The organism is Caldibacillus thermoamylovorans, from assembly GCF_000751775.1.
Classification (GTDB): Bacteria; Bacillota; Bacilli; order Bacillales; family Caldibacillaceae; genus Caldifermentibacillus; species Caldifermentibacillus hisashii.
In genome coordinates, this window is sequence record NZ_CCRF01000039.1 from 1 (window position 1) to 25,827 (window position 25,827).

The window sequence follows — 25,827 nt, forward strand, 5'->3', positions numbered from 1 at the left end:
AGTACATCGCAAAAAGCTCTTAGTACAAAATGCTTGCTATTGTCAATTAAACAAGGTATAATTGTTATTTTACAATTTTAATAATTTTATAATTTTAATGGCTTTTTATTAAGGAAGTAGTGATTTCTGAATAAAATACCCATTGACGTAATCGAAAATTATAGGATTTTATCAGACTTATCCAAACACAAATTTAATCTTTTTCTCTTGCTCGTCCCATGCCAACTTCGCATTGAATTCTTTATCCTTGCTTTTGAAGCCTTGAATTTGGTCTGTAACTCCATCGGTCAAAAGCTTTTTCAATTGTGCCTGTGTAATGGTTTTTCCAAGAATTTTTTTTGAGATCGTGAAGGAACAACCGGTCTTTTGATAATTGCTGCAACCGTAGAAGGTACCTTTATCTATAACATTTCCGTCGCAAAATTTGCAGTTGCCGAGTTTTCTGGGTGCGGATTTTTTAAATTGACGGGGGACAAAGTTTTCAGTCACCTCACGATCAAACGACCATTCGACCGCTTGCTTTGTTGTCTCCGTCACTAAATGGGTAATCATCTTATTCGTCATATCGATAAATTGTTTCGCATTTGCTTTCCCCTCAGCAATTTCCTTCAGCCGTTGTTCCCATTTTGCCGTCATTTCCGGTGAAGCAAGCAATTCTTTCCCGATTGCGTGTATCAAAATTTTTGCCTTTGCTGTTGCATATACTAAATTTTTCTTGATTTCGATGTATTTGCGTGATTTCAACATTGTTATAATCCCGGCTCGAGTCGCTTCTGTTCCAAGGCCTTCTGTTTCGTCCAACACCTTTTCCAATTCTTTGTCTTCTATATGCTTTCCGGCAGTTTTCATCAATGTAATTAACTGTCCTTCTGTATACCGTTTTGGTGGCTGGGTTTTACTTTCCTTCACGTTGACCTTTTTGACAATGCCGGTTTCGCCTTTTTCAAGTAAAGGTAATTCCGGTTCACCATCTTTTTCATTCGCAGGAATAACTTTACGCCAACCTTCAGCAAGTTGAACTTTTCCTTTTGATAAAAATGTTGCCCGTCCACCAACAAGGGTCGTAACTGTCGTATATTCGTAAACAGATTTTTCATAATGCGCGGCCAATAAGCTTTTAATGATCAAATCATAAATTTTTTGCTCGTCGGCACTTAATTTTTCAGGATCCTTCACTTGTTCGGTCGGGATAATTGCATAGTGATCGGTTACCTTTTTCTCATTTACATATCGTTTATTGTTGCGGATGGACGAAATCGGTAAAGGGAAAAATTCGGCATACTTTTCTATCCGGGAAATCTTATGTAAGATATCCGGAAACATGTCCGCCTCACCCGGTGTCACGTAGCGGGAATCGGAACGCGGATAGGAAACGATTCCTTTTTGGTATAAACCTTGCAAGATATCGAGTGTTTTTTTCGGCGGGAATTTATATAAGCGATTTGTCTCCGCTTGTAACGCCGACAAATTATAAAGCATCGGTGGATGGTATTCTTTTTTCTCCCGCTTTACATCAGTAATTTCAGCCGGCTTGCCGTTACAAAATTGAGCAATTTTTGCGGCCATGTCAGCTTTCTTAATCCGGGAATCCCCATCCACTTCCCATTTGCCTTTATATTTTTTCCCATTTATGAAAAATTCACCAATGACTTCCCAAAAAGGTTCCGATACAAATTGTTCGATTTCGAGCTCGCGTTTCACAATGAGTGCAAGGGTTGGCGTCTGCACACGGCCGACCGAAAACACGTCGGAAAACCCTTTTTCCTTTAAAAGAATACTGTACAGTCGGGATGCATTCATGCCAACAATCCAGTCACTGCATGCACGGGTATAGGCCTCAAAATATAAATTTTTCGTCTCGGTTTCATCCCGAAGATTCCGAAAACCTTCTTTAATGGCCATAGGGGTCAAGGAAGAGATCCAAAGCCGTTTCATTGGCTGTTTGGCTTTCGTCAAACGGAGAATATTACGGATGATCAGTTCTCCTTCTCGTCCGGCGTCACCTGCATGAATAATTTCGGTTATCCTAGGGTCGTTTATAAATTTTTTTATGACCGAAAATTGTTTTGGCTTATCTTTACTTACTTGATATTGGAATTGAGACGGAATCATCGGTAAGGTGGCCAAGGTCCATTTTTTCCATTCGGGGTTATATTTTTCCGGCGGGACAAGTTCACATAAGTGACCAATGGCCCATGTCATGAAAGCGCCATCCGGAAAAATCTCATTCGGTAAAATTTCAATGTATCCTTGTGCTTTTTTATTTTTAAATACGGAGGCGAGTGTCCGTGCTTGATCCGGTTTTTCAGCAATAATCAGCTGCATTTAAGAGAGAAACCTCCCTTTCGTTTTTAAACATGATTTGTTCCTAGATTTCATTATAAAAGTTAAGGTCAAAAAAACAAGATATAACTAAAAAATAAACTAAATCTAATGAATGAATTCCCCCTGTACAGTAATCGCCATATTGGAAAAAAATGATAAAGAGGGGTAAAATAACATTAAATTGGAAATGGGGGATGATAATGTCCAAATCACTACAAGGAACGACTACATTACATAATGGTGTGAAAATGCCGTATTTTGGTTTAGGTGTTTATAAGGTTAAGGATGGCAAAGAAGTTATTAACACAGTAAAGACGGCTCTGGAAGTCGGCTATCGGGCCATTGATACAGCTGCCCTTTATGATAATGAAGAAGGAGTCGGCCAAGCAATTAAAGAAAGCGGCATCCCACGGGAAGAACTATTTATTACAACAAAGGTTTGGAATACCGATCAAGGTTACGACAAAACGCTAAAAGCCTTTGAAATCAGTATGAAAAAACTTGGACTTGATTATCTTGATCTGTACTTGATTCATTGGCCGGGGAAAGATAAATATGTGGATACATGGCGGGCACTTGAGAAATTGTATAAAGATGGAAGGGTTCGAGCCATCGGAGTCAGTAATTTTAAAATTCACCATTTGCAAACATTGATGGAACAGTCTGAGGAAAAACCGGTGATCAATCAAGTCGAACTTCACCCGTATTTATCTCAAAAAGACCTTCTTTCCTTTTGTAAAAAACAACAAATTGCCGTGGAAGCATGGGGTCCGCTTGGCAGAGGCCGGTTGCTGAATGATCCGACGCTCATAGAAATCGGGCAAAAGTACGGAAAAACAGCTGCGCAAGTGACATTACGGTGGCATTTGCAAAATGATGTAATCGTAATTCCAAAATCCGTTACACCGTCAAGAATTAAGGAAAATGCGGATATATTTGATTTCGAATTAACCGCGGAAGATATGGAGAGAATTGATGCCCTGAATAAAAACGAACGGACCGGAAAAGATCCGGATCAATTTCTGTTTTAATGTGAATGGAAAAGGATAGTGCCAATACTATCCTTTTTTACTGGATAAATTTGAAGGGCTGAATTTTGCTGAACTTTTCACATCCTTGTAGAGAACAATGTTAGATAAAATTTTTGCCACTACCTACTAATATGAAAATTCTTCCAGGTTAAAAGCCGCCGCCAATATGATTAGTCGCTACTAAATTATTTTCCGCCACTTCCTGTTAACTCCGGAAAATCATCCAAATAAGGTGCTTCTATATCTATTTTTTCCATCGTCAAAGGATGAATAACCGATAAATATTTTGCATGTAAGGCTTGACGATAAAATAGAGGCTTCCCGCCATATAAAACGTCACCAACAAGCGGATGACCAATAGATGAAAGGTGAACCCGAATTTGGTGGGTACGTCCTGTATCAAGGCGACAAATGATTTGGCTCAAATTTTTCACTGTATCGAAACCAATCACTTCATAATGGGTGACAGCCGGTTGACCTGTGTATGAAATGCGTCTTCTGGTCGGATGATGGCGGTCACGACCAATAGGCGCATTAATTGTATCTTTTTTCTTCTGTAATTTTCCATGAACAATCGCTATGTATGTACGTTTTATTTTGCGTTCTTTCAATTGTTTATCAAGGATGCCGCCAATAAAAGGCGATTTTGCAAAAAGAACGGCACCACTTGTATCTTTATCAAGCCGGTGGATATGTTGTACTTTGGCAGGTTCATTCTTTACCGCTAAATAATGGACAATCCGATTTGCCAAAGTATCCGTGTCAGCAGAAGTGTTTGGATGTGTTGCCAGTTGTGCCGGTTTATTGGCAATCAACAAAAAATCATCTTCAAACAATATTTGCACAGATTGAGGTGAAGGTTTGTTGCCGTAGTCTGCTTCAAAAAATATATTTTCAAAAATAAGCTGATCACCCGCTCTTAATTTGTTGGCAAATGGAACGGAAAGACCGTTTTGTTTCACCATCTTGTCCATTCTCATTTGGTGAATGCGTTTTTTGGCCAACTGCCATTTATTTTTCAATAAATCATCAATGGAAATCCCATCCCATTCTGCAGGAACTACTACATGCAGGTGGTTGTCCAATTTCTCTACTTTGATCATGTGATCACCCATTCTTTTTAAAGTTCTCCAAAACTAACTGTTTTTCACTGGTTAACCTGAAATTTCCACAGACAAATGATTTGTTCATGAGTATAATTATTGTTATCTTATACACATAGGGAAATTATTTTATCGAGTAAATCCGGAACAGTATTTTACATTATTCTAGAAAATTGTCCAAAAGGTGGGTTTGATCTTGAAGATTGTATATGCTTCCACCCCGGAGCAAGAGAAAAAAATAAATCATTTAGTTGAATATTTCTACTCAAATATCTTACCGAAATATTTTACGGATAAACAAATAAATGAATTCATCAAAATGAACTTTTTAAATATTAATGATTTTGATAATCAGTCTGACACGTTAAAAGAAGCTTATCAAATTATAGCGTGCTTGGAAACAATTTGTTTTCTTATTGAATCGGAAAGTCTTGAGAAAGAAAAATACCAAAAAATGTTTAATAAAAACGCACAAATCTTAAACAATCTTGGTTTTTCATTTCCTTTTTCTTATGAAAACTTTTTAGAAACTAAAAATGTTTCAATGGAAATGGGCAGTATTCATGTGAAAGCTGCCAATCATTGGCTCGTATAATTTGGGTGATTGCATAATGAAACGTCTGGTGATTACAGGTTACAAACCGCATGAATTAGGGATTTTTCATTCGAATCATCCGGGAATCCCTTATATTAAAAAAGCGATCAAAAAGCAGCTTATCCCTTTGTTGGAAGAAGGTCTTGAATGGGTTTTGTTGAGTGGCCAATTAGGCGTTGAAACATGGGCGGCGGAAGTAATTATGGACTTGCAATGTGAGTATCCAAAGCTAAAATATGCCGTAATTACCCCATTTCTTGATCAGGAAAAAAACTGGAAAGAGGAAAAACAAGAGAAATATGAGGAGATTTTATTGAACGCTGATTTTCATTCGACGGTTACGAAAAAGCCGTATGAAGGACCATGGCAGTTCGTTGCGAAAAACAAATTTTTTATCCGAAATTCGGATGGTCTTTTACTTGTTTATGACGATGAAAAAGTCGGCTCCCCACAATACATATTGAAAATGGCGAAAATTTATGCCGAGACTCATGACTATCAATTACTTGTCATCAATTCCGATGATTTGCAAGCATTAATTGATGAAGATATGGATAACGGTTAGTCATGTTTAAAGGAAAGCTTTGTGTGTTTTATAAAGCCGTATAAAGCAATTGCGGTGAAGCAGTAAAAGCGGAAACCGGCCGGGTATGGTTTCCGCTCTTTCATCCGGAAAAACAAAAACTATTTCAAAACATTTTCCTCAAACCAGTCTTGGAACTCGTCCTTTTTCTTTTCTCCATGAATCCGAGCCACTTCTTTTCCATTTTCAAAATGAATAATTGTCGGTGTGCCCTCAATTTTATAATCATCCCAACCTTGTTCATATTGCAAGACATCATATATTTGCAAATCAATGTTCAAATCTTCGGCGAGCGGAACGACAATTGGAGTTGTTTTTTGACAATGGATACATTCCGGGCTATAAAAATACACAGTGGCGGTACCGTCATTTTTCAATTCATCCTGCAGTTCATCCGGTGTTACAGAATTTTTATAGTAGTCCTGTGCATCGTTCTCCTGGGCATTATTTAAAAAGGCAATCGCTGCAAAAAGAACAACGATAATTCCTAAAAAAATCAATACTTTTTTCATTTATTTCCCTCCTTCAAGCCTTTCCTGATCGTAAAACTAATCATAAAGATCATTATAAATGCAGTTAACGCTAAAAACGGAATAGTAATAAAACCAAACCAATTGATGTACTGTGCTGTACAGGGGACTCTTCCACAAAATAATGGCCCATCTCCGGCGAAAGATAATTTTTGTAAACAATAATGATAAAGGGATATCGATCCGCCGACCGCCGATAAAATCATGGCATAAAAGCTCATGTTCCAATCTTTTTTCACATAGGCAACCCCAAGCAAAATCGTCATCGGATACATAAAAATTCGTTGGAGCCAGCATAAGTCACAAGGCTCATAATGTTTAACTTCAGAAAAATATAAACTGCCAAAAGTCGCAATAATCGTAACAGCCCAGCTACTAAAAAATAACCAGTCAGTTTTTTTCTCTGCCAAGTATTTCCCCACCTTTTTCCAAGTACCATCTTTCATATTTCAGAAATAAAAGGTCAAACTTAAAATAATTGTACCATATGTTTCATTTTTCATGTTCTTTAAATACTTGGATAAATGGACTTATTTTTTTATTAAAAAGGGAAATTTTGCTCCATTGATTTTCCGGAGAATAGTAAAAAAATAAAAAGGCCTGTTTATGGAGTGAAACGTGAAAATACCAACGTGTTTCTCACCATAAACAGTCCGGAATTTTGTTTCTTTCGCTTTTTTCACCAGTCAAACCGAGTAAAGAACATCTTGTTGCATGATGGTTGCTTTATCATTCGCATAAGCGGCATATTGCAATAAAGCATATAACTGTTTTTCCACAATTGTATCATTTTTTTGATAGTAATAAGCATGTAAAAAATGTTCAATTCGTTTTGATAAAAAATCATCCTTTGTGCGGACCATGAGTATTAGCAAATTATCCCATTGAGAAAGGTATGTGTAATACAATGCGCGATCATAATCTGCTTTGTTCATGTATTGACCTCCTTTTTTCAGGAGTTAATGATATTGTATGCGGAAATAAGATATTTTTGTAAAGTAAATCTTAACAAAACGATATTTCTGGGGACGTATTTTTTTACCAGTATATTCGCAGGTTAACAAAACGAAACAAGTGAAAAATAAAAAATGAACGCGGGAAAAACTAATTAGCTGGATGTGGAAGCAAATGAGAGTGGTTGTTAAATACGGATTCATTTTTATTTTCTTTTTCTTATTCATGCCTGACCAAGGTCGTGCTTATATTGTTGATGCAGTAGATGGTTATACGATAGAACAATTAGAGGCGGATCTCAAAGATATTCATAAACAATATGGAAATAATTTATCCGTAAAACAAATAGGGACAAGTCATTTTCACCAGCCGATTTGGGCAATAAAACTTGGTGAAGGGGAAGAATCAATTTTACTTATCGGGGCACATCATGGCCGGGAATGGATCACCTCTAATTTGCTTATGGTGATGTTGGAAAGATACGCTGATGCCTATCAACATAAGAAAAAAATCGGGAAATTTGATTCGAACATATTTGATAAAGTTTCGATTTGGTTTGTACCAATGTTAAATCCGGACGGGGTAGATATTCAACAAGGGAAACTTCCGGTGCAGAACAAGCGAGATTTTATTTTCATGAATGACGGTAGTCCTAATTTTAAAAGATGGAAAGCAAATGGCATCGGAATTGATTTAAATCGGCAATATCCGTCCGGCTGGCAAGACGTTCCCGGCAGCCCTTTTCCGTCCTATAAAGGTTATAAAGGAAAGCAACCCTTTGAGGCAAAAGAGGTACAAGCGGTCGTTCGGTTTGTAGAAGAAATCAACCCGATGTCGGCAATTGCTTACCATTCATCCGGGCAAGAAATTTTTTGGCAATACGGTGCCCGGCAAAATATCGTTCGGGATTATTTTTTGGCAACCAAATTAGCCGAATTAACCGGTTATTCTTTGTCGATCCCGCCTGAAGAAGCCAATGGAGGGGGATTTACCGATTGGTTTATTGAAGAATACGGGAAGCCGGCATTTACTCTCGAATTGACCGATTTTCATCAAGAATCCAACCCGCCCATAAGGAAGCTTTGGGAGGAATGGCGCCGAAACAGACTGGTTGGCATTTATCTGGCAAGCGAAATGGCCAATTGGAGATAGAAAGAAGCAAAAGAGAGCTGTCACTCATGAAACGACAATCAGTGGGGAATTGGAATCGCCGCACTGATTGTTTGAGAGTGAAAAATTACTGAAATCTTTCTAACTTTGTAAAGAAGTCAACAACAAATTGGTGAAAAATTTTTTCCGATGGTGCCAGTTCACGTGTTTTCGGCGTTATAATGCCTACTGTTCTTTTAACTTCAGGAAAGGAAATCGCAATTTTTTTCGTCATTCTTGGAATATTGTTAATCAATGTATTTTCCGGTAAAATGCTAACACCAATCCCGGCCGAAACCAAGCCCTTAATGGCATCGATATCTTCACCCTCAGAGGTTATTCGCGGAAAGAAGCCGGCACTTTTACAAGCATCGATGGCAATTTTTCGTAAAATATAACCTTCCGAAAACAAAACAAAATCTTCTTCTTTCAGTTCACTTAATTGAATATGGTCCCTGTCAGATAACGGGTGAAGCAAAGGAACTAAGGCAGAGAATTTTTCCGAGAATAAAATATCCACTCTAATATCTGAATCTTCAGGAGGCGTCGGACCCAAGAACGAAATATTTATATCGCCACTTTTAACCGCTTTACTTAAATAAGCATATGAACCTTGTCTCAAGTGAAAACTGACTGTCGGATGAATTACTTTAAAATTTGAAATAATCGTTGGTAATAAATGGTTAACAAAACTAGACGGATAACCGATTTTCACCGTGCCGTGTTCCGGATCTAAGTATTGATCGACTTTTTCTTTTGCATAATCGATTGCTTGCAAAGCCTTTTTAACATGAACTAAAAATGTTTTTCCAATATCAGTTAATTTTAAATTTCTTCCTACTCGTTCAAACAACATAACCCCTAATTCATCTTCCAGTTTAGCGATTTGTAAACTGATGGCCGATTGAGCAACATGGAGATGGTCGGCTGCTTCAGTCATATGTTCCCGCTCGGCTACTTCAACAAAATACCGTAATTGTCGTAATTCCAAATGTTTCCCCTCCTAATCATTTACTAATCGTTTTTTGAGATAGTTTCTATCTTAATAATATATTGTTTGTATCAATTTGAAAATATATAATTAGTACTACAACGAAAATTCAGAAAGGGACTAAACGGAAACGAGGGGAATCATATGACTTTTCACCAATTACCTCAATCTCAAGGACTGTATCACCCAAGTTTTGAACATGATGCCTGCGGGATTGGTTTGTATGCACATATAAAAGGAAAATCTACCCATGATATTGTAAAAAAAGGAATTGAAATGCTTACTAGTTTAGATCACCGGGGAGGGAAAGCGGCAGACGGAATGACCGGTGATGGAGCAGGAATAATGGTGGACATCCCTGATCGTTTTTTTCGGAAAAATCTAAAAAACATTCAACTTCCTTCCAAAGGATATTACGGGGTTGGCATGCTCTTTTTAACCGAAAATGAACGTGAGGAAATTGAATATTATATTAATGAAACGATTCGGTTAGAAAAACAAATATTGTTGGGCTGGCGAACGGTGCCGATCAATCAAGAGCAAATTGGAGAAAAAGCCCGGCAATCCTGTCCGGTTGTCCGTCAAGTATTTATCGGATCACCTGGAGAAGTAAATCAACTCAATTTCGAACGAAAATTATATGTCATTCGAAAACAAGTGGAAAAATGGGCTAAAGAACACGGAAAAGAATTATATTTTTCGAGTTTGTCGAGTAGCACAATTGTTTATAAAGGTCTGTTAAATCCGGATCAATTAGATCGTTTTTATTTAGATTTGCAGGATGAAGATTTTGTCTCACGTTTCTCACTTGTCCACTCCCGTTACAGTACGAACACATTTCCAAGTTGGGAAAGAGCACATCCAAATCGTTATCTTTTGCATAATGGTGAAATTAATACATTAAGAGGCAATATTAATTGGATGAAAGCCCGCGAGAAACACCTGGCTGCATACGCTTTTGGTGCTGATGCGGAAAAAATTATGCCGGTCTTAGATGTAAACGGCAGTGATTCATCGATTTTAGATAATGCTTTTGAATTTTTTGTCCTATCCGGCATGCCGCTTGCTCAAGTAGCGATGATGCTTGTTCCGGAACCTTGGTCGGAAAACAAACATATTTCTGCGGAAAAACGTGCTTTCTATCAATACCAAAGTTTGCATATGGAGCCGTGGGATGGACCGGCAGCTATTATGTTTTCGAACGGTAAACAAATCGGAGCTGTTTTGGACCGAAACGGCTTAAGACCGGCGAGATATTATGTAACAAAAGATGATTACATTATTTTCGCTTCCGAGGTGGGCGTAATTGATGTCGAACCGGAAAAGATCTTATATAAAGAACGATTAAGTCCGGGAAAAATGTTACTGCTTGATTTGGAAGAAGGACGAATCATTTCAGATGAAGAAACCAAGTTGGAAGCCGCATTGGCATGGCCTTACCAGGAATGGCTGCAACAAGAGCTTGTTTTGCTGAACGATCAAGATGAGACTGAGGAAATTGTGGATCACATTCCATTACGGCAAAAAGCACTTGGCTATACGTATGAGGACATTCATAAGTACTTACTCCCGCTCGTTATAGACGGTAAAGATCCGGTTGGTTCGATGGGAAATGATATGCCGCTTGCTGTTTTATCAGAGCGTCCGCAATCGTTATTCAATTACTTTAAACAATTATTTGCCCAAGTGACAAACCCGCCGATTGATTCGATTCGTGAAAAAATTGTCACATCAACGGTTACGTATTTAGGAGCGGAAGGGAATATATTAAAGCCGGGTCCGGAAAACTGCCGCCGCATCGAATTAAAAACACCGTTATTAACGGCGGGACAATTTAAACAATTAATAGAGAATCAAAAACCTGATTTTCAGCATACGATTTTATCAACTGTATTTACCGATGATTTAGAGACTGAGTTAGAAAACTTGTTGCAAGAAGCGGAAAAGGCAGTGAACGAAGGGATAACCTTACTGATTTTATCCGATGAAAAAATGGACAAAGCGCATGTCCCAATGCCGCCTCTATTAGTCATCAGCGCGCTCCATCATCGGTTAATTGAGAAGGGGTTACGAACAAAGGCAAGTATCATCGTTGCATCCGGAGAAGTAAGAGAAGTTCATCATTTTGCTTCATGTATCGGGTTTGGCGCTGATGCCATTTATCCTTATCTTGTTTATGCGACATACCAAAAAGCAATTCAAGATGGTGACCTTGATTTTTCTTATACCAAGGCGGTGCAGAATTACGTAAAAGCGATTACCGACGGAATTGTAAAAGTCATGGCGAAAATGGGGATTTCAACAATTCAAAGCTATCGCGGCGCCCAAATTTTTGAAGCCCTCGGGATTTCCAATGAAGTGATTGACCGATATTTTCATGGAACGGTTTCACAAATTGGCGGGATTCATTTGGATACAATTGCTAAAGAGGCGATTCTTCGTCATGAAGCCGCCTACAGCCACCCGATGGATTCTCTGCTTGAATCCGGAAGTGACTTTCAATACCGTGTTGATGGGGAACAACATGCATTCAACCCGCTGACCATTCATACATTACAGTGGGCGGTAAGGAAAGGGGATTATCAATTATTCAAAAAGTATACAAAACTTGCGAATGATGAACGAATTCACTTTTTGCGGAATCTGTTTACTTTTAAAAAACGTTTGCAACCTGTACCGATTGAAGAGGTTGAACCGGTGGAAAATATTGTAAAGCGTTTCAAAACCGGTGCGATGTCCTTTGGCTCAATCAGTAAAGAAGCTCATGAAACACTTGCGATTGCGATGAACCGCTTAGGAGGAAAAAGTAACAGCGGTGAAGGAGGAGAAGATGCTGCTCGCTATAAACCCGATGCAAACGGCGGCAGCAGGAAGAGTCGAATAAAACAAATTGCTTCCGGTCGTTTCGGTGTAAAAAGTCATTATTTAGTCAATGCAGATGAACTGCAAATTAAAATGGCACAAGGCGCAAAACCGGGTGAAGGAGGTCAGCTGCCGGGAAATAAAGTGTATCCCTGGGTTGCCGAAGTTCGCGGCTCCACACCGGGTGTCGGACTTATTTCTCCGCCGCCGAATCATGATATTTACTCCATTGAAGACTTGGCGCAGCTCATTTTTGATTTAAAAAATGCAAACAGGGATGCCAGAATCAGTGTGAAACTCGTTTCCAAAGCCGGGGTTGGTACGATTGCCGCCGGGGTTGCAAAAGGGAATGCCGAAGTGATTGTTATCAGCGGTCATGATGGCGGAACAGGTGCATCGCCCAGAACAAGCATTAAACATGCCGGTCTTCCCTGGGAATTGGGGCTTGCCGAAGCTCACCAAACTTTGTTGCTAAATGGTTTACGTGATCGTGTCGTATTGGAAACAGACGGTAAACTCATGACCGGGAAAGATGTTGTCATGGCAGCCTTGCTTGGGGCGGAAGAATTCGGTTTTGCTACAGCACCGCTTATTTCCGTCGGTTGTGTGATGATGCGGGTTTGCCATCAGGATACTTGTCCGGTTGGCATTGCAACTCAAAATCCGGAATTACGGGCTAAATTTGCCGGGGAACCTGAACATGTGATTCATTTTATGACTTTTATTGCTCAAGAAGTCAGAGAAATCATGGCTCAACTTGGGTTTCGCACAGTTGATGAAATGGTGGGACGTACAGATATTCTTGAAGTAGGCGAACATGTAAAAGCTCATTGGAAAGCAAAAGATTTAGATTTAACTAGAATACTTTATCAACCGGATTTCGGTCGACTTTCTAAGAAAAAGCAAAATCATAAGTTGGAAGAAACATTGGATCTTCGGGAATTGTTATCTTTTGTTCGGCCGGCTTTCGTGGGCGGTAAAAAAGTGGAAGGTACTTTTGCCATTAAAAATACGGACCGGGCTGTCGGAACCATTGTCGGGAGTGAAGTATCCAAACAATATGGTGAAGAGGGTCTGCCGGAAGATACAATAAAACTTCATTTTAATGGGGCTGCAGGTCAAAGTTTTGGTGCGTTTGTGCCAAAAGGAATGACGCTTATCATTACCGGAGATGCCAATGATTATTTTGGAAAAGGTTTATCCGGGGGCAAGTTGATTGTTTGTGCACCGGGTGAATCTCCATTTGCCGCGGGAGAAAATGTAATTGTTGGTAATGTTGCTTTATATGGGGCAACAAGCGGGGAAGTGTATATTAATGGACGTGCCGGTGAACGGTTTGCTGTTCGAAATAGCGGTGTTCATGCAGTCGTAGAAGGAATCGGTGATCATGGTTGTGAATATATGACAGGCGGACGGGTGGTAATTTTAGGCGATGTCGGTAAAAATTTTGCTGCCGGTATGTCAGGCGGAATTGCCTACGTACTCCAAGATGAACCGGAACAGTTTAAATCCCTTGTTAATAGTGAATTAGTTGAGTTTGAAAGCTTAACAGAAAAAGATGAAATAAATGAAGTGAAAAAAATGATCGAAAAACATTTTGAATATACCGGAAGCAATAAAGCTGAAAAAGTCCTGGCCAATTGGGATTGGATAAAAGGGAAATTTGTTAAAGTCATTCCAAAGGACTATAAACAAATTCACCGTCTTGTCACCCGATTGACGAAACAAGGTATGACAGAGGAAGAAGCAATATTTCAAGCATTTCATCAATTAAATGAAATGAATACTACAGAATCAGCTGTACCGGCAGTGAATAAATAGAGAGGAGAGATGAAAATGGGGAAAAAGACGGGATTTATGGAATATACTCGCGAACATGTTTTTGAACGAGAACCCGGTTCTCGGCTCAATGACTGGAATGAATTTTCATCTCCTTATTCCGATGAAGTTTTACGAATACAAGGAGCACGCTGCATGGACTGCGGCACTCCTTTTTGCCACCTTGGAATGGAAATCAATGGTGTAACCACAGGGTGTCCAATTAATAACTTAATCCCTGAATGGAATGATCTTGTTTACCGTGGTAAATGGCAAGAAGCATTGGAAAGATTGCTTAAGACGAATAATTTTCCTGAGTTTACCGGTCGGGTTTGTCCCGCTCCATGTGAAGGTTCTTGTACATTAGCAATTTCCGAACCGGCCGTTTCGATAAAAAATATCGAGCGGACCATCATTGATAAAGGCTTTGAAAATGGTTGGATCAAACCGCGAATCCCGACGTCCCGAACAGGGAAGAAAATAGCTGTTATCGGTTCCGGGCCGGCCGGGTTGGCAAGTGCCGATCAGTTAAATCAGGCAGGACATTCCGTCACTGTTTATGAACGGGTTGACCGTCCCGGCGGCTTATTAATGTATGGAATTCCAAATATGAAGTTAGATAAAAAAATCGTTGAACGCCGCATCCGTTTATTAGAACAAGAAGGAATTAAATTTATCACGAATACAGAGGTCGGAAAAGATATTTCTGTTGATGAATTAAAGTCGACATATGATGCAGTAATCCTAGCAACCGGGGCGCAAAAACATCGCGACTTGCAAATTGAAGGAAGAGATGCAAAGGGTGTCCACTTTGCCATGGATTATTTAACTTCAGTAACAAAGAGTCTACTCGATTCAAATTTCCAAGACGGTCAATTTATTAATACAGAAGGAAAAAATGTCATTGTTATTGGCGGCGGTGATACCGGGGCCGACTGTATCGCAACAGCACTAAGGCAAAAATGTAACAGCGTCATCCAATTTAGTAAACATCCGGAATTGCCGATGGAACGTACAGCTGATAACATGTGGCCGAGCTACCCCAATGTGTATACGTTAGACTATGCGCATAAAGAAGCAAAAACTATTTTTGGCACCGATCCAAGAGAATATTTAATTCAAACGAAAAAGATCGAAAAGGATGCGAACGGTCACGTGAAAGCTCTTCATACGATTCAAATGGAAAAGATTTACCATGAAGACGGCTCCTACCATTTTAATGAGCTGCCCGGAACCGAAAGCGTGTGGCCGGCTGACTATGTTTTTATTGCTATCGGATTTGAAGGAACGGAAACTTCTTTGGCTGACCAATTTGGGGTGGAAACGGTCAATCATAAAATAAAAGCTTCCGTTGGTAAGTACCAAACAAATGTGGAAGGCGTCTTTGTTTGTGGAGATGCAAGACGTGGTCAAAGTTTAATTGTTTGGGCGATTAACGAAGGTCGTGCAGTTGCTAGAATGGTTGATTATTACTTGAAAACTGTCGCTGTATAATAGGGTTGTCTCTTTTTGAGGCAGCTTTTTTTCTTTCTCTGTGTGCTTATACTTAAATACTTTCCGACTATGTCAAAATGGCATCCTTAACCGATATTCATATTTTAAGGTTAAAAAATCTACTATTTTCTCCCCAACCTCTTATGTAAAAAACTCAATTCTTTTCAAAACAATCATCATTTTCTTTAAAAGTTCATAAATTGTAGATAAGGAGAGGAAGTTTTTGTATAGAAAATCATTGTCCATTCTTAATTGTAGGTAGGGAGGTTAGCCGATGAAACAGGAAGAGCACCTCGCACTCGAGAAAGCAATTGATGAGATTACCGAGATTGCGAAAGGTTTTGGCTTAGACTTTTATCCGATGCGATATGAAATTTGTCCGGCAGATATTATTTATACATTTGGGGCGTACGGGATGCCTACCAGATTTTCCCACTGGAGTTTTGGAAAGCAATTTTTTAAAATGAAACTTCACTATGATCTCGGATTAAGCAAAATTTATGAATTAGTCATTAATTCTGACCCGTGTTATGCTTTTTTACTTGATTCCAATTCCCTAGTCCAAAATAAACTTATTGTTGCACATGTCCTTGCCCATTGCGACTTTTTCAAAAACAATGTTCGTTTTCAAAATACGAAACGGGATATGGTGGAAAGTATGGCGGCTACGGCTGAACGAATCCGTCAATATGAAATCGAATATGGAAAAAAAGAAGTGGAATCGTTCATCGATGCGGTTCTGGCGATTGAAGAACATATCGATCCTTCATTGGTACGACCGCATTTGGCCTGGACACTGGATGACGTCGAATATGAGGAAGAGGAACCGACCAAAGCATCACCGTACGACGATCTTTGGAATCTTGATAAACCGAAAGAAACAAAATCGAAAAAAGTAAAGAAAATAAAAAAATTCCCGCCACAACCGGAAAAGGATTTACTCCTATTTCTTGTTCATTACAGTCGGGAATTAGAGGAATGGCAACGGGATATTTTAACAATGATTCGCGAAGAAATGCTATATTTCTGGCCGCAGTTAGAAACGAAAATAATGAACGAAGGTTGGGCTTCATACTGGCATCAACGGATTTTACGAGAAATGGACTTGACGAGTGATGAAGCCATTGAATTTGCCAAATTGAATGCCGGTGTCGTTCAGCCTTCAACAACAGGAATTAATCCATATTATCTTGGGCTAAAAATCTTTGAAGATATTGAAGAACGTTATAACAATCCGACTGAACAAATGAAGAAACTTGGCGTTAAACCGGGTTCCGGCCGGGAGAAAATTTTTGAAGTTCGCGAACTTGAATCCGATCAATCGTTTTTACGAAATTATTTAACAAAAGAACTGGTCATGCGCGAAGATATGTATTTGTTTCAAAAGCAAGGAAGGGATTATAAAATTGTCGACAAAGAATGGGAGCATGTCCGCGACCAATTGGTAAACATGCGGGTAAACGGCGGCTTTCCTTATATTACGGTTAATGATGGGGACTATTTACGCAATGGCGAGCTTTATTTGAAACATCATTATGAAGGAATTGAGCTGGATCTGAAATATTTAGAAAAAGTACTCCCTTATATTTATCAGCTCTGGGGCCGTAGTGTGCATATGGAAACAATTGTTGAAGAAAAACCGATTCTCTATAGTTTTGACGGACGGAGTATACAGAGACGATATTTGTGACAAACCGGAAAATAGTTGGGGTCAAATGATTTACCAGGGAAAATAATTGACAAATAACAGTGAAGTGCCGACTATTTCATTTTTGAAATGTCGGCTTGTTTTGTATGCTGTGTATGGCGATTAATGAGAAGAACAACAGGATAAACCTCTTATTAATGAAATGACGGGAATTTCAGAGGAGCTGCTTGTGATAATTGTAAATGGTGTCACTTTTTTGAACGAGAAAAATGTATTTGCCGATCATTTTAATATAAGATAAATTTATATAGTTTGAATAATTTTGTATATTATGGTATATTAATATATATCTCCTAAGTTATATGTCAGATGTCGAACTTTAACCCTAATCTTTTTAAGGTAAATGCAGGAGTCTGGTCACTCATATCATGATCTAAAAAGGGAGATCAATTCTTATGATGTTAAAATTTTCATTTATTGCTGGAATTGTTTTTATTGTTATTTCGGCTATCTTTAGTGGCGCTTGGGTTGATGGGCAACAACAAAGAGCAAATTTTTATTCTGAAACAAAAGGGCATAGGGATTTTAGGATGAAAATAGCATCGTACTCTGGGTATATAGGAATTGTTTTTTTAATAATTGCTGCATGCCTTTACTTTTTCTCATAAAGACCAAACATGCCAAGTATTCAATCTTGTCGGGAACAAAACCGTTGATAAAGACGTCCAATTGCAGCGTTTATACATTAATCAGTTTTCAGGAGAATTTCCATCATTCCTAATTTTAACGGAGGTGGTAAAGCGTGATCTGGTTATATCTGCTTATCCCGGTTTTCCTAATCGGCGGCATTGCTATTTATTTTGAGAAAAAATCAGGAATGAAACCACCAAAGGATGCTACGGAAAAACAAATCGACAAATTGGCGGAAATGAAATCTCAGCAAGAAAATAACCAAAATGGGTTTTATCAATAAAGATTTCTTAAAGCGGTCAACATCTTCAAAAGATTAAAGGTGAATGACCGCTTTTTAAGTGAAAGGATTGCTTATTGGTTTTTTGTAAGATAATTGGAAGATACGTTTTCAACCTTTTTTATATTAGTCTTATTCCGTTCTTGGTTTGGTAGGGTCACAGTTTGGCGGGGTAGTATTCCTTGATTCAGCAAGTTTCATTAAATAATAGCATTCCTCCCGGTACATATGGTCGGCCATTAATGCGGAAAAGGAACTGAGAACCGTGTGGGATAGTTCCATTTCTTCCAGTTCATGAAGAAAGGTTTGAAATAATTTAATTTCCACTTCAACATCATTATTGAATTTTTCAAGAGCCGGGAAGGAATGGACATTTGTACGCAAATACCCAGTAAGTTCGGATGCTTTCAAATAAAATTGCTCAAAATGCTTCGTAAACTCATGACTTTTTTCCTTGAGCCGCTTTTCAACTCCATCTAACTCATCATTGATGGTACCTGAATGACCATAAGCATCTGCCAACCAAAGGAGATGGTGGTGCAATTCATGAAAAATCGGCGGGACTCGGCCTTCTTTTAAATAGCTCAATACCCGTTGATATTCTTCCAGTTCATTCACCATATGATTAAGAAAAGTGGGAGTTAAATGAATTCCGGCTTCACCAGTTATGTGTCTCCGAATAATCATCAATTTAAATTCCTTAAAATTATCGACAACCTCTTCTACCTGATTGGTAAAGGAAATCACATTTTGTTCGGTTAATGATTTAGATTGGCTTAACAACTGATCGAAAGTATGAATAAATGCCCTTGCCAGTTCAATATCTTCCTGTTTTGAAGGATAGAGGGAATCATGAATAAATCTCGCGTGATCACCAAATACTTGCAGCCAGAATTGATGTTCAAACGATGCGCTTTTTAAAAATTGAGACAATTTCATCAACTACTTATTATCATCTAACTAAATATATTCAAGCATATAGAGAAAAATAAGCGGGACAGGTTAATTTGTTAAATGTGTTCACAAATTAAGTCAAGAGTTGCTGAGAATTGGTAATACAAACGATACTTCGGCCTGATTCACTACTGCACAAAAAGGGATCAAAAAATTTTTTATAATAACATGAATTTCCACTGTTTTCATGTTCATTAACTTGTCAAATTTATAGATAAAAAGTATAATAATGGTATGGTCATCAGATGACCTTACTAATTGCATAAGTGATATAAAATGTTAGCGCTTGCTGGTGCTCTTATTTTGTTATTTTAAAAGCCATATAAGAGTGGTATTTTTTGTTTTTAGTGAAAATCAAATGCTGTCAAACAAATGGTTAAGAGACTTGAAGTATTTGAATTTTAACTTATTGTTCCGTACAATAAGTTAAAAACTAAAGGAGACTAGGAAAATTGGAGTACAAGCGGATACAAACGAAGAAAATTTACGAAGAAGTGGCAGACTCGATTATTAACATGATTAAAAATGGGGAACTGAAACCGGGTGAAAAAATCGAATCTGTTGAAAAATTAGCGAAAAATTTCGGGGTAGGTCGTTCTGCTATACGGGAAGCATTAAACGGATTGAGAACAATGGGATTGGTCGAAATGCGTCAGGGGGAAGGGACGTATGTAAAAAAGTTTGACCCATCCAAGTTCACATTGCCGGTCACAACCGCATTTTTGATGAAACAAAAAGATGTCAAAGAATTGTATGAAGTCCGGAAAATCTTGGAGGTTGGAACAGCGAGTTTAGCGGCAATGAACTGTAACGAAGAAGATTTATTTCCAATGGAAGAAGCGCTTAACGTCATGGAAAATGCGGGAGGAGATGAAGATCAGGCGCAAAAGGCCGATACGGATTTTCATCTTGCCATAGCAAAGGCAACACATAATCATTTGCTGATCAGTTTAATGGGGAGTATGTCTGAGTTAATTTCCGAAACGATTAGAGAAACGAGGAAAGTAATCCTTTATTCAGAAGATCAAGCAGATCTTCTTTTAGTTGAACATAAACAAATCTTCGAGGCTATTAAGAAAAAAGATTCGGATCTGGCAGGTAAGGTTATGTTCAACCATTTGGAAAATACAAAAAACCGGTTGTTTAAATATATTGAATAGAATTTTCCTCACCATATCGCTAAGTGAATCCGTTAAGAAGGCTTGCCCCTATGCATCTGATTTGTTCAACTAACCATTAGCGGGAAGAAAACCCTGCTGATGGAAGTTTCACTTAATAAATTTAAAGATTTGTAGAACATGAAGGAGTGTCATATTGTGAAAGTTTCATTATTTATCACTTGTATAAGTGATATTATGTTTCCAAATGTCGGGAAAAACACTGTAGAAATTTTAGAACGGCTTGGATGTGAAGTTGACTTTCCAACCTTGCAAACATGTTGTGGACAGCCGGCATACAATAGCGGCTATTTGGAAGAAGCAAAAGGATCGATGAAACAAATGATCCGAGCATTCAAAGACGCCGAATATGTCGTCGGTCCGTCCGGTTCCTGTGTCGGTATGATCCGGGAATATCCGCATGTGTTTAAAGGAGATTCTGAGTGGGAAAAACCCGCCCAAGAACTTGCTGCCAAAACATTTGAATTAACTCAGTTTATTGTCGATGTATTGGGAGTGAAGGATGTTGGGTCAACTTTCAAAGGGAAAGTCACCTATCATCCATCTTGTCACATGACCCGGATTTTAGGAGTGAAAGATGCACCAAAAATTCTTTTGCAAAATGTAAAAGGAATTGAATTTGTAGAATTGCCTTCCGGTGAGGATTGCTGCGGTTTTGGCGGTACATTTTCCGTGAAAAAGCCGGAAATTTCCGCCGAGATGGTGAAGGAAAAGTCGCGCCATGTGACAGAAACCGGTGCTGAATATTTGGTCGGTGGCGATATGGGCTGCCTGATGAATATCGGCGGACGCATGCAAAGAGAGGGCAAAAATGTCAAAGTCATACATATCTCAGAAATTTTAAATACGCATAATTGACAAGAGGTGGAAGAAATGAGTTTAAAATTGGAAGATATTCCTTTTGAAGAAGGGGTACAAAAAGGGATCGAAAATGATTTCATGCGTCAAGCAGTTTCGGGTGCTCAGGGTCGTTTTCGTGCCGGCCGGCTAAAACAGGCGCAAGAATTGGGAAACTGGGAAGACTGGCGAAAACTCGGTGAAGAAATCCGTACCCATACAGTAAATCATATCGACTTTTATTTACATCAATTAAGCGAACAAGTGGAGAAACGCGGCGGCCATGTGTATTTTGCTGAAACTGCAGAAGAAGCAAATAGCTATATTAAGCAGGTGATTCAGACAAAGAACGCCAAAAAAATTGTTAAATCAAAGTCGATGGTGACGGAAGAAATCGGTTTAAATGATGCATTGGCAGAAACCGGTACTGAGGTTGTTGAATCCGATTTAGGCGAATGGATTTTACAATTGGAAGGGGACCATCCATCCCATATTGTTACACCAGCTCTTCATAAAAATAAAGAACAAATTCGTAAAACCTTTGCCCAAAAACGTGGATATACCGGGTCAAGTGAACCGGAAGAATTAGCAGCTTTTGCCCGCAAACAACTACGAAGTGATTTTTTGCAGGCAGATGTCGGTATTACCGGATGCAATTTTGCCATCGCTGAATCAGGAACAATTACCTTGGTAACCAACGAAGGAAATGCTGATATGGTATGGACCGTTCCTGATACACTAATTACCGTGATGGGGATGGAGCGGATTGTACCTACGTGGGAAGAAATGGAAGTTCTAGTTGGTCTTTTAACACGTTCAGCAGTTGGACAAAAACTTACCAGCTATATCACAGCATATACCGGTTGTCGTGAGGAAGATGAAATCGACGGACCAAACGATTACCATCTCGTTATTGTTGATAATGGCAGGTCGAATGCACTTGGGACGGAATTTCAGGCAGCCTTACATTGTATTCGCTGTGGTTCTTGCATCAATGTTTGTCCGGTTTATCGTCATATCGGCGGCCATGCCTACAATTCGGTTTACCCAGGGCCGATTGGTGCAGTACTGACGCCTGTTTTGGATGGATATGACGATCATAAAGATTTGCCGTATGCATCCTCGTTATGTGGAGCATGTACGGAAGCTTGTCCGGTAAGGATACCTTTGCACGAAATGTTAGTTCTTCATCGGCAAAAGATTGTTGAAAATGGTGACACTCCTTTTGCAGAAAAAATGATGATGAAAGGCGTCGGCATGTGGGGAGGCAGCCCGTTTGTTTATAAAATGAGTACAAAACTTGCCCACTCCGCCTTAAAACCATGGACAAAGGATGAGACAATTGAAAATGGACCCGGACCATTAAAAGCATGGACGGCGGTCCGCAATCTAGCAGCCCCGCCTAAACAATCTTTCCGTTCTTGGTTTGAAAACAGAAAAAAGGACGGTGAAAACTAATGGCGGTTTATAATCGAGATGAATTTTTAAACAAATTGGCAGCAAAACTCGGCCGTCCCCGTCGAACAGAAGGTGTAGTGCGCCCGGTTTGGCGTGTAAATCCGCAATATGAAGTGTTTAAAGGAATGGATCAAGAAGAACTTGTAGACATTTTTGCAAACCAATGTGAAGCCATCCATACGGACTTTGTAAGAACAGACGTTGCTCATTTAAAAAATGTTTTAGTCGATGTCATAAAAAGTTATGGCGGGGAATCAATTATTTTACCAAAGGACCCACGGAATGAAATATATGGCTTGCCAGATTGCTTTAATGAGTTACAACAAGATACAAATATTCATGTTTGGGATTACACAATTGGTAAGGAAAATGAAAAAATTGCTGAGCGAGCTAATATTGGTATTACTTTCAGCGATATAACATTAGCAGAAACAGCGACGGTCACTTTATTCCATAATAAACACCACGGCAGATCAATTAGCTTAATGCCGAAAAATTATATTGCGATCATTCCAAAAAGTACTTTAGTGCCCAGAATGACCCAGGCAGCAGCAATCATTCACGAAAAAATTGAAAAAGGGGAATTGGTTGCCTCTTGTGTCAGTTTTATTTCCGGTCCAAGTAACAGTGCTGATATTGAAATGAATCTGATTGTCGGGGTACATGGCCCAGTTAAAGCAACATATATTCTTGTTGATGAGTAAAATAAAAATTTTTTTATAAGACATTTTATAGAGGTATAAAAAGAAAAATCTCCAGGTATGGAATGAGGGTGAGTAAACCCTCTTCCATAGGTAAATATTTCTATTCCCCAATTAATCACTCACTAGTTATTACCATAAATTTTTTATAAAAAAATTGAAGGATTTTTTGTCTTTTTGTCGAATAAGATAAACATAAAATTCCCCAAAGATTTTCCTTCCTTCATCGTTTTTTACTGTACTAAGCATCCTAATTTTTTCAAAGTAACCGAAAATTCCGTTATATTCATTGAAGCCAAAATTTTGTATAATAAAAATGAAAGGAACGAGTTAAGTTATGTATGGTTTATAAACTTCCGATTTTTTGGCTCAAACCAAAAAATGATTTTGTTTTTAAGTTCGTTTTTGGTCGGGGCACGAAACAGTCAAATAAGTTACTATTGGCATTATTGAATGATGTTTTCAATGTACCAAAAGGACTGAGTTTAGGAATCGTAGAAATTACTAATCCATTAACGTTTCAAACAAACGTAACAGATCAGTATGCGATTTTGGATATTCGGGCAAAGGTCGCCGGTTTTGCCCATGTCAATCTTGAAATGCAAAGAGTAAATCAAAGAAATATCGACAAAAGGACGTTGTACTACGGAGCAAAATTATTCGAGGAACAATTGGATAAAGGGAATGAATATCGTGACTTAAAAAAAGTGGTAACGATTAATTTTCTTGATTTTTCTTACTTTACGACGGATATGTATCATAGCTGTTACCGGTTAATGGAAAAGCGGACATTTGAGCCGTACCCGGATTTACTGCAACTTCATTTTATTGAAATGCCGAAGTTTGTCAGGCAGGACAAAGAAAATCTGATTCATCCGAATGACCGAATGGCAAAATGGATACGCTTTTTAACAAATGAAGATGATGCGAGGTGGGAAGAGATGGCAAATCAAGACCCGATAATAGAAAATGCGGTAGATATGTTGCGCACAGTAAGTATGGACAGGGAAGCCCGGATGTTAGCGGAAGCCCGTGAAAAAGCATTAAAGGACATAAATTCCATTCGTGGGGAAGCAATGAGAGAAGGAAAAGAGGAAGGCATAGAAGAGGGCATAAAAAAAGGCATAGAAAAAGGAAGAAAAGAAGGCATAAAAGAAGGCAAACGGGAAATTGCAAAAAAGATGTTAATGGAAGGTGCAGATATTAACTTTATCGTTAAGATGACAGAGTTAACGGAATCTGAGGTTTTGGAAATGAAGAGTGAGTTGAATTGATAATAAAAAAGGGAGATCTTGGACGAGTAAGTGGACGGTTTATTTCTATCCGTCTACTCGTCTTTTTTTTATACGCTAATGTATCAATTTCCAGCAAAGGCAATCGTCATATTTTGAAATGAAAAATAAAGATACTCAGATAAAAAACCTTCAACATTGGTGCACGTGAAAAGGGCTCTATTAAGCCCTATGGTTGTTGAACTCATGATTTCGATAACGAAATATTTGAAAGAGAATAAATGCAATGATTGATAAAAGTAAACCGGTAATATAAGGGAGCCCAATACCGATGGCAAATAACATGCCGCCAAGGGGAGGCCCGATAATTCTGCCGAGAGAGTCAAAAGAAGATAGAAGACCGGTTACACTGCCATGACCGACCGTTGATGTCTTTGTTAACAGTGCTGAAACCGTTGGACGAATCACACCATTACCGAGTCCAAAAATGGTTAAGTAAACTGCAGCAGAGGTAAAATTATTGGTTAGTAAAATTAATCCGAATCCGATTGCTGATACCAGCAGTCCTCCTTGAATAATTCTTTCGTCGCCAAATTTTTTGGAGAGCAGACCGATTAAACCACCTTGAACAACAGCACCAGCCAAGCCCATAATCATAAAAATATAACCGATTTCCCTCGTCCCTAGCCCCGCCTTATCAGCGACAAAATAAGCGTATGTCGCTTCCAAACCGGCAAGTGACAAAGAAACGAAAAATTGCAGGATGAACAATATCGTATTAGCTCCACGAAATGCAGCCCACCTTGATAGAGCAGGAGTATTTTTTTCAGTATTACGCTCTTCCTTTGGCTTAGATTCCTTTAGGACAAACAGAACAAGCAGGAAGGTAAATATAGAAACGGAACCGGCAATGGTAAACGGCAAATTAAGGCGAATATCGGAAAAAACGCCCCCAATTGCCGGACCAAAGATAAATCCTAAACCAACTGCAGCACCAATCATCCCCATCCCTTTACTCCGGTTTTCAGGGGTGGTTATGTCGGCTGCATAAGCCATTGTTGTCGGCATATTGGCTGCCGATAAAAGACCGCCGATGATTCGGGCAAAAAACAGCATCCATAAGTGGTTGGCAATAGCCATTAGAAAAAAAGAGATGCTGAGTCCGGCAATACCAATTAACATGACGGGTTTTCGACCAATTTTATCGGAAATTTTCCCCCAAACAGGAGAAAATAATAACTGCATAAAAGAATAGACGGCCATCAGTAAGCCAAGTTCAGCAGGGCTGGCACCAAGTTCTTCCGCATAAAAAGGCAGAACAGGAATGATAATACCAAAGCCAACCATTACTAAAAACATCACAAGAAAAAGAATAGGTAATGCTCGTTTATTTTCCATTTCCTTCCCCTCTTCA

General features: G+C 38.8%; 22 protein-coding genes. 14 read left to right on the forward strand and 8 right to left on the reverse strand.

Annotation, left to right across the window (positions count from 1 at the left end; genetic code table 11):
- Positions 1-177: 177 nt before the first annotated feature.
- The gene (locus BT1A1_RS05605; protein WP_034768980.1) at positions 178-2,325 is read right to left on the reverse strand and encodes a DNA topoisomerase III; all 2,148 of its coding nucleotides are present in this window, start codon (positions 2,323-2,325) and stop codon (positions 178-180) included.
- A 200-nt stretch (positions 2,326-2,525) separates the two neighbouring features.
- Here BT1A1_RS05605 and BT1A1_RS05610 point away from each other — a divergent pair, with 200 nt between their 5' ends.
- A complete protein-coding gene (locus tag BT1A1_RS05610) occupies positions 2,526-3,356 on the forward strand; it encodes an aldo/keto reductase (protein ID WP_034768982.1) in 831 nt (276 codons plus the stop codon).
- Positions 3,357-3,541: 185 nt separating this feature from the next.
- Here the strand turns inward: BT1A1_RS05610 and BT1A1_RS05615 are convergent, their stop codons facing one another.
- Complete coding sequence (locus BT1A1_RS05615) at positions 3,542-4,471, reverse strand: RluA family pseudouridine synthase (protein WP_231553302.1); 930 nt, start codon at positions 4,469-4,471, stop codon at positions 3,542-3,544.
- 184 nt (positions 4,472-4,655) lie between these two features.
- On the opposite strand from BT1A1_RS05615, the gene BT1A1_RS05620 reads away from it, so the two are divergent.
- Both BT1A1_RS05620 and BT1A1_RS05625 read left to right on the forward strand, forming a co-directional pair.
- Positions 4,656-5,054, forward strand: coding sequence for a YhcU family protein (locus BT1A1_RS05620; RefSeq protein WP_034768984.1), 399 nt, complete (start codon positions 4,656-4,658; stop codon positions 5,052-5,054).
- A 13-nt stretch (positions 5,055-5,067) separates the two neighbouring features.
- Positions 5,068-5,619 (forward strand): SLOG family protein, encoded by a 552-nt coding sequence (locus tag BT1A1_RS05625; protein ID WP_034769123.1) that lies wholly within the window; start codon positions 5,068-5,070, stop codon positions 5,617-5,619.
- Between the two features lie 119 nt (positions 5,620-5,738).
- Here the strand turns inward: BT1A1_RS05625 and BT1A1_RS05630 are convergent, their stop codons facing one another.
- The 3 genes from BT1A1_RS05630 to BT1A1_RS05640 form a co-directional block, all read right to left on the reverse strand.
- The gene (locus BT1A1_RS05630) at positions 5,739-6,149 is read right to left on the reverse strand and encodes a thioredoxin family protein (protein ID WP_034768986.1); all 411 of its coding nucleotides are present in this window, start codon (positions 6,147-6,149) and stop codon (positions 5,739-5,741) included.
- Positions 6,146-6,577: a disulfide oxidoreductase gene (locus BT1A1_RS05635; RefSeq protein WP_034768987.1), complete on the reverse strand. Its 432-nt coding sequence runs from the start codon at positions 6,575-6,577 to the stop codon at positions 6,146-6,148. The genes BT1A1_RS05630 and BT1A1_RS05635 overlap by 4 nt, the downstream gene beginning before the upstream one ends.
- A gap of 276 nt (positions 6,578-6,853) precedes the next feature.
- Positions 6,854-7,102 carry a YhdB family protein gene (locus BT1A1_RS05640; protein WP_034768988.1) on the reverse strand — a complete coding sequence of 83 codons (249 nt, stop codon included), beginning with the start codon at positions 7,100-7,102 and terminating at the stop codon, positions 6,854-6,856.
- A 193-nt stretch (positions 7,103-7,295) separates the two neighbouring features.
- Between BT1A1_RS05640 and BT1A1_RS05645 the strand changes: the two genes are divergently transcribed.
- Positions 7,296-8,273, forward strand: a complete 978-nt coding sequence (locus tag BT1A1_RS05645) for a M14 family zinc carboxypeptidase (RefSeq protein WP_034768989.1) — start codon at positions 7,296-7,298, stop codon at positions 8,271-8,273.
- A gap of 85 nt (positions 8,274-8,358) precedes the next feature.
- On the opposite strand, the gene BT1A1_RS05650 is transcribed toward BT1A1_RS05645, so the two are convergent.
- Positions 8,359-9,261: a glutamate biosynthesis transcriptional regulator GltC gene (locus BT1A1_RS05650; RefSeq protein ID WP_034768990.1), complete on the reverse strand. Its 903-nt coding sequence runs from the start codon at positions 9,259-9,261 to the stop codon at positions 8,359-8,361.
- A 144-nt stretch (positions 9,262-9,405) separates the two neighbouring features.
- On the opposite strand from BT1A1_RS05650, the gene gltB reads away from it, so the two are divergent.
- From gltB to BT1A1_RS18600, 5 genes are all read left to right on the forward strand, one after another.
- On the forward strand, positions 9,406-13,944 hold the full coding sequence (gltB, locus tag BT1A1_RS05655) for a glutamate synthase large subunit (RefSeq protein ID WP_034768991.1): 4,539 nt from the start codon (positions 9,406-9,408) through the stop codon (positions 13,942-13,944).
- A gap of 15 nt (positions 13,945-13,959) precedes the next feature.
- Complete coding sequence (gltD, locus tag BT1A1_RS05660) at positions 13,960-15,435, forward strand: glutamate synthase small subunit (protein ID WP_034768992.1); 1,476 nt, start codon at positions 13,960-13,962, stop codon at positions 15,433-15,435.
- Positions 15,436-15,709: 274 nt separating this feature from the next.
- Complete coding sequence (locus tag BT1A1_RS05665) at positions 15,710-17,125, forward strand: SpoVR family protein (RefSeq protein ID WP_034768993.1); 1,416 nt, start codon at positions 15,710-15,712, stop codon at positions 17,123-17,125.
- Between the two features lie 413 nt (positions 17,126-17,538).
- Complete coding sequence (locus BT1A1_RS05670) at positions 17,539-17,751, forward strand: DUF5316 family protein (RefSeq protein WP_034768994.1); 213 nt, start codon at positions 17,539-17,541, stop codon at positions 17,749-17,751.
- A gap of 134 nt (positions 17,752-17,885) precedes the next feature.
- Positions 17,886-18,056: a hypothetical protein gene (locus BT1A1_RS18600; protein ID WP_156103193.1), complete on the forward strand. Its 171-nt coding sequence runs from the start codon at positions 17,886-17,888 to the stop codon at positions 18,054-18,056.
- 129 nt (positions 18,057-18,185) lie between these two features.
- Here BT1A1_RS18600 and BT1A1_RS05675 read toward each other — a convergent pair whose 3' ends face one another.
- Positions 18,186-18,992 carry a DUF2935 domain-containing protein gene (locus BT1A1_RS05675; protein WP_419468898.1) on the reverse strand — a complete coding sequence of 269 codons (807 nt, stop codon included), beginning with the start codon at positions 18,990-18,992 and terminating at the stop codon, positions 18,186-18,188.
- Positions 18,993-19,459: 467 nt separating this feature from the next.
- On the opposite strand from BT1A1_RS05675, the gene BT1A1_RS05680 reads away from it, so the two are divergent.
- From BT1A1_RS05680 to BT1A1_RS05700, 5 genes are all read left to right on the forward strand, one after another.
- A complete protein-coding gene (locus tag BT1A1_RS05680; RefSeq protein WP_034768996.1) occupies positions 19,460-20,167 on the forward strand; it encodes a FadR/GntR family transcriptional regulator in 708 nt (235 codons plus the stop codon).
- A 156-nt stretch (positions 20,168-20,323) separates the two neighbouring features.
- Positions 20,324-21,043 carry a (Fe-S)-binding protein gene (locus BT1A1_RS05685; RefSeq protein ID WP_034768998.1) on the forward strand — a complete coding sequence of 240 codons (720 nt, stop codon included), beginning with the start codon at positions 20,324-20,326 and terminating at the stop codon, positions 21,041-21,043.
- Positions 21,044-21,058: 15 nt separating this feature from the next.
- Positions 21,059-22,480, forward strand: a complete 1,422-nt coding sequence (locus tag BT1A1_RS05690) for a LutB/LldF family L-lactate oxidation iron-sulfur protein (protein WP_034769000.1) — start codon at positions 21,059-21,061, stop codon at positions 22,478-22,480.
- Positions 22,480-23,184 (forward strand): LutC/YkgG family protein, encoded by a 705-nt coding sequence (locus BT1A1_RS05695; RefSeq protein WP_034769002.1) that lies wholly within the window; start codon positions 22,480-22,482, stop codon positions 23,182-23,184. Before BT1A1_RS05690 ends, BT1A1_RS05695 begins: the two co-directional genes overlap by 1 nt.
- Positions 23,185-23,522: 338 nt before the next feature.
- Positions 23,523-24,455 carry an Rpn family recombination-promoting nuclease/putative transposase gene (locus BT1A1_RS05700; protein WP_034769004.1) on the forward strand — a complete coding sequence of 311 codons (933 nt, stop codon included), beginning with the start codon at positions 23,523-23,525 and terminating at the stop codon, positions 24,453-24,455.
- A 180-nt stretch (positions 24,456-24,635) separates the two neighbouring features.
- Here the strand turns inward: BT1A1_RS05700 and BT1A1_RS05705 are convergent, their stop codons facing one another.
- Complete coding sequence (locus BT1A1_RS05705; protein ID WP_034769006.1) at positions 24,636-25,811, reverse strand: tetracycline resistance MFS efflux pump; 1,176 nt, start codon at positions 25,809-25,811, stop codon at positions 24,636-24,638.
- Between the last annotated feature and the right edge of the window lie 16 nt (positions 25,812-25,827).

Excerpts from the sequence above, each read along its gene's own strand:
- BT1A1_RS05605 (WP_034768980.1), bottom strand. The coding sequence starts at position 2,325 with ATGCAGCTGATTATTGCTGAAAAACCGGATCAAGCACGGACACTCGCC.
- BT1A1_RS05610 (WP_034768982.1), top strand. The coding sequence starts at position 2,526 with ATGTCCAAATCACTACAAGGAACGACTACATTACATAATGGTGTGAAA.
- BT1A1_RS05615 (WP_231553302.1), bottom strand. The coding sequence starts at position 4,471 with ATGGGTGATCACATGATCAAAGTAGAGAAATTGGACAACCACCTGCAT.
- BT1A1_RS05630 (WP_034768986.1), bottom strand. The coding sequence starts at position 6,149 with ATGAAAAAAGTATTGATTTTTTTAGGAATTATCGTTGTTCTTTTTGCA.
- BT1A1_RS05640 (WP_034768988.1), bottom strand. The coding sequence starts at position 7,102 with ATGAACAAAGCAGATTATGATCGCGCATTGTATTACACATACCTTTCT.
- BT1A1_RS05645 (WP_034768989.1), top strand. The coding sequence starts at position 7,296 with ATGAGAGTGGTTGTTAAATACGGATTCATTTTTATTTTCTTTTTCTTA.
- gltB (WP_034768991.1), top strand. The coding sequence starts at position 9,406 with ATGACTTTTCACCAATTACCTCAATCTCAAGGACTGTATCACCCAAGT.
- gltD (WP_034768992.1), top strand. The coding sequence starts at position 13,960 with ATGGGGAAAAAGACGGGATTTATGGAATATACTCGCGAACATGTTTTT.
- BT1A1_RS05665 (WP_034768993.1), top strand. The coding sequence starts at position 15,710 with ATGAAACAGGAAGAGCACCTCGCACTCGAGAAAGCAATTGATGAGATT.
- BT1A1_RS05670 (WP_034768994.1), top strand. The coding sequence starts at position 17,539 with ATGATGTTAAAATTTTCATTTATTGCTGGAATTGTTTTTATTGTTATT.
- BT1A1_RS05675 (WP_419468898.1), bottom strand. The coding sequence starts at position 18,992 with ATGAAATTGTCTCAATTTTTAAAAAGCGCATCGTTTGAACATCAATTC.
- BT1A1_RS05690 (WP_034769000.1), top strand. The coding sequence starts at position 21,059 with ATGAGTTTAAAATTGGAAGATATTCCTTTTGAAGAAGGGGTACAAAAA.
- BT1A1_RS05695 (WP_034769002.1), top strand. The coding sequence starts at position 22,480 with ATGGCGGTTTATAATCGAGATGAATTTTTAAACAAATTGGCAGCAAAA.
- BT1A1_RS05700 (WP_034769004.1), top strand. The coding sequence starts at position 23,523 with ATGGTTTATAAACTTCCGATTTTTTGGCTCAAACCAAAAAATGATTTT.
- BT1A1_RS05705 (WP_034769006.1), bottom strand. The coding sequence starts at position 25,811 with ATGGAAAATAAACGAGCATTACCTATTCTTTTTCTTGTGATGTTTTTA.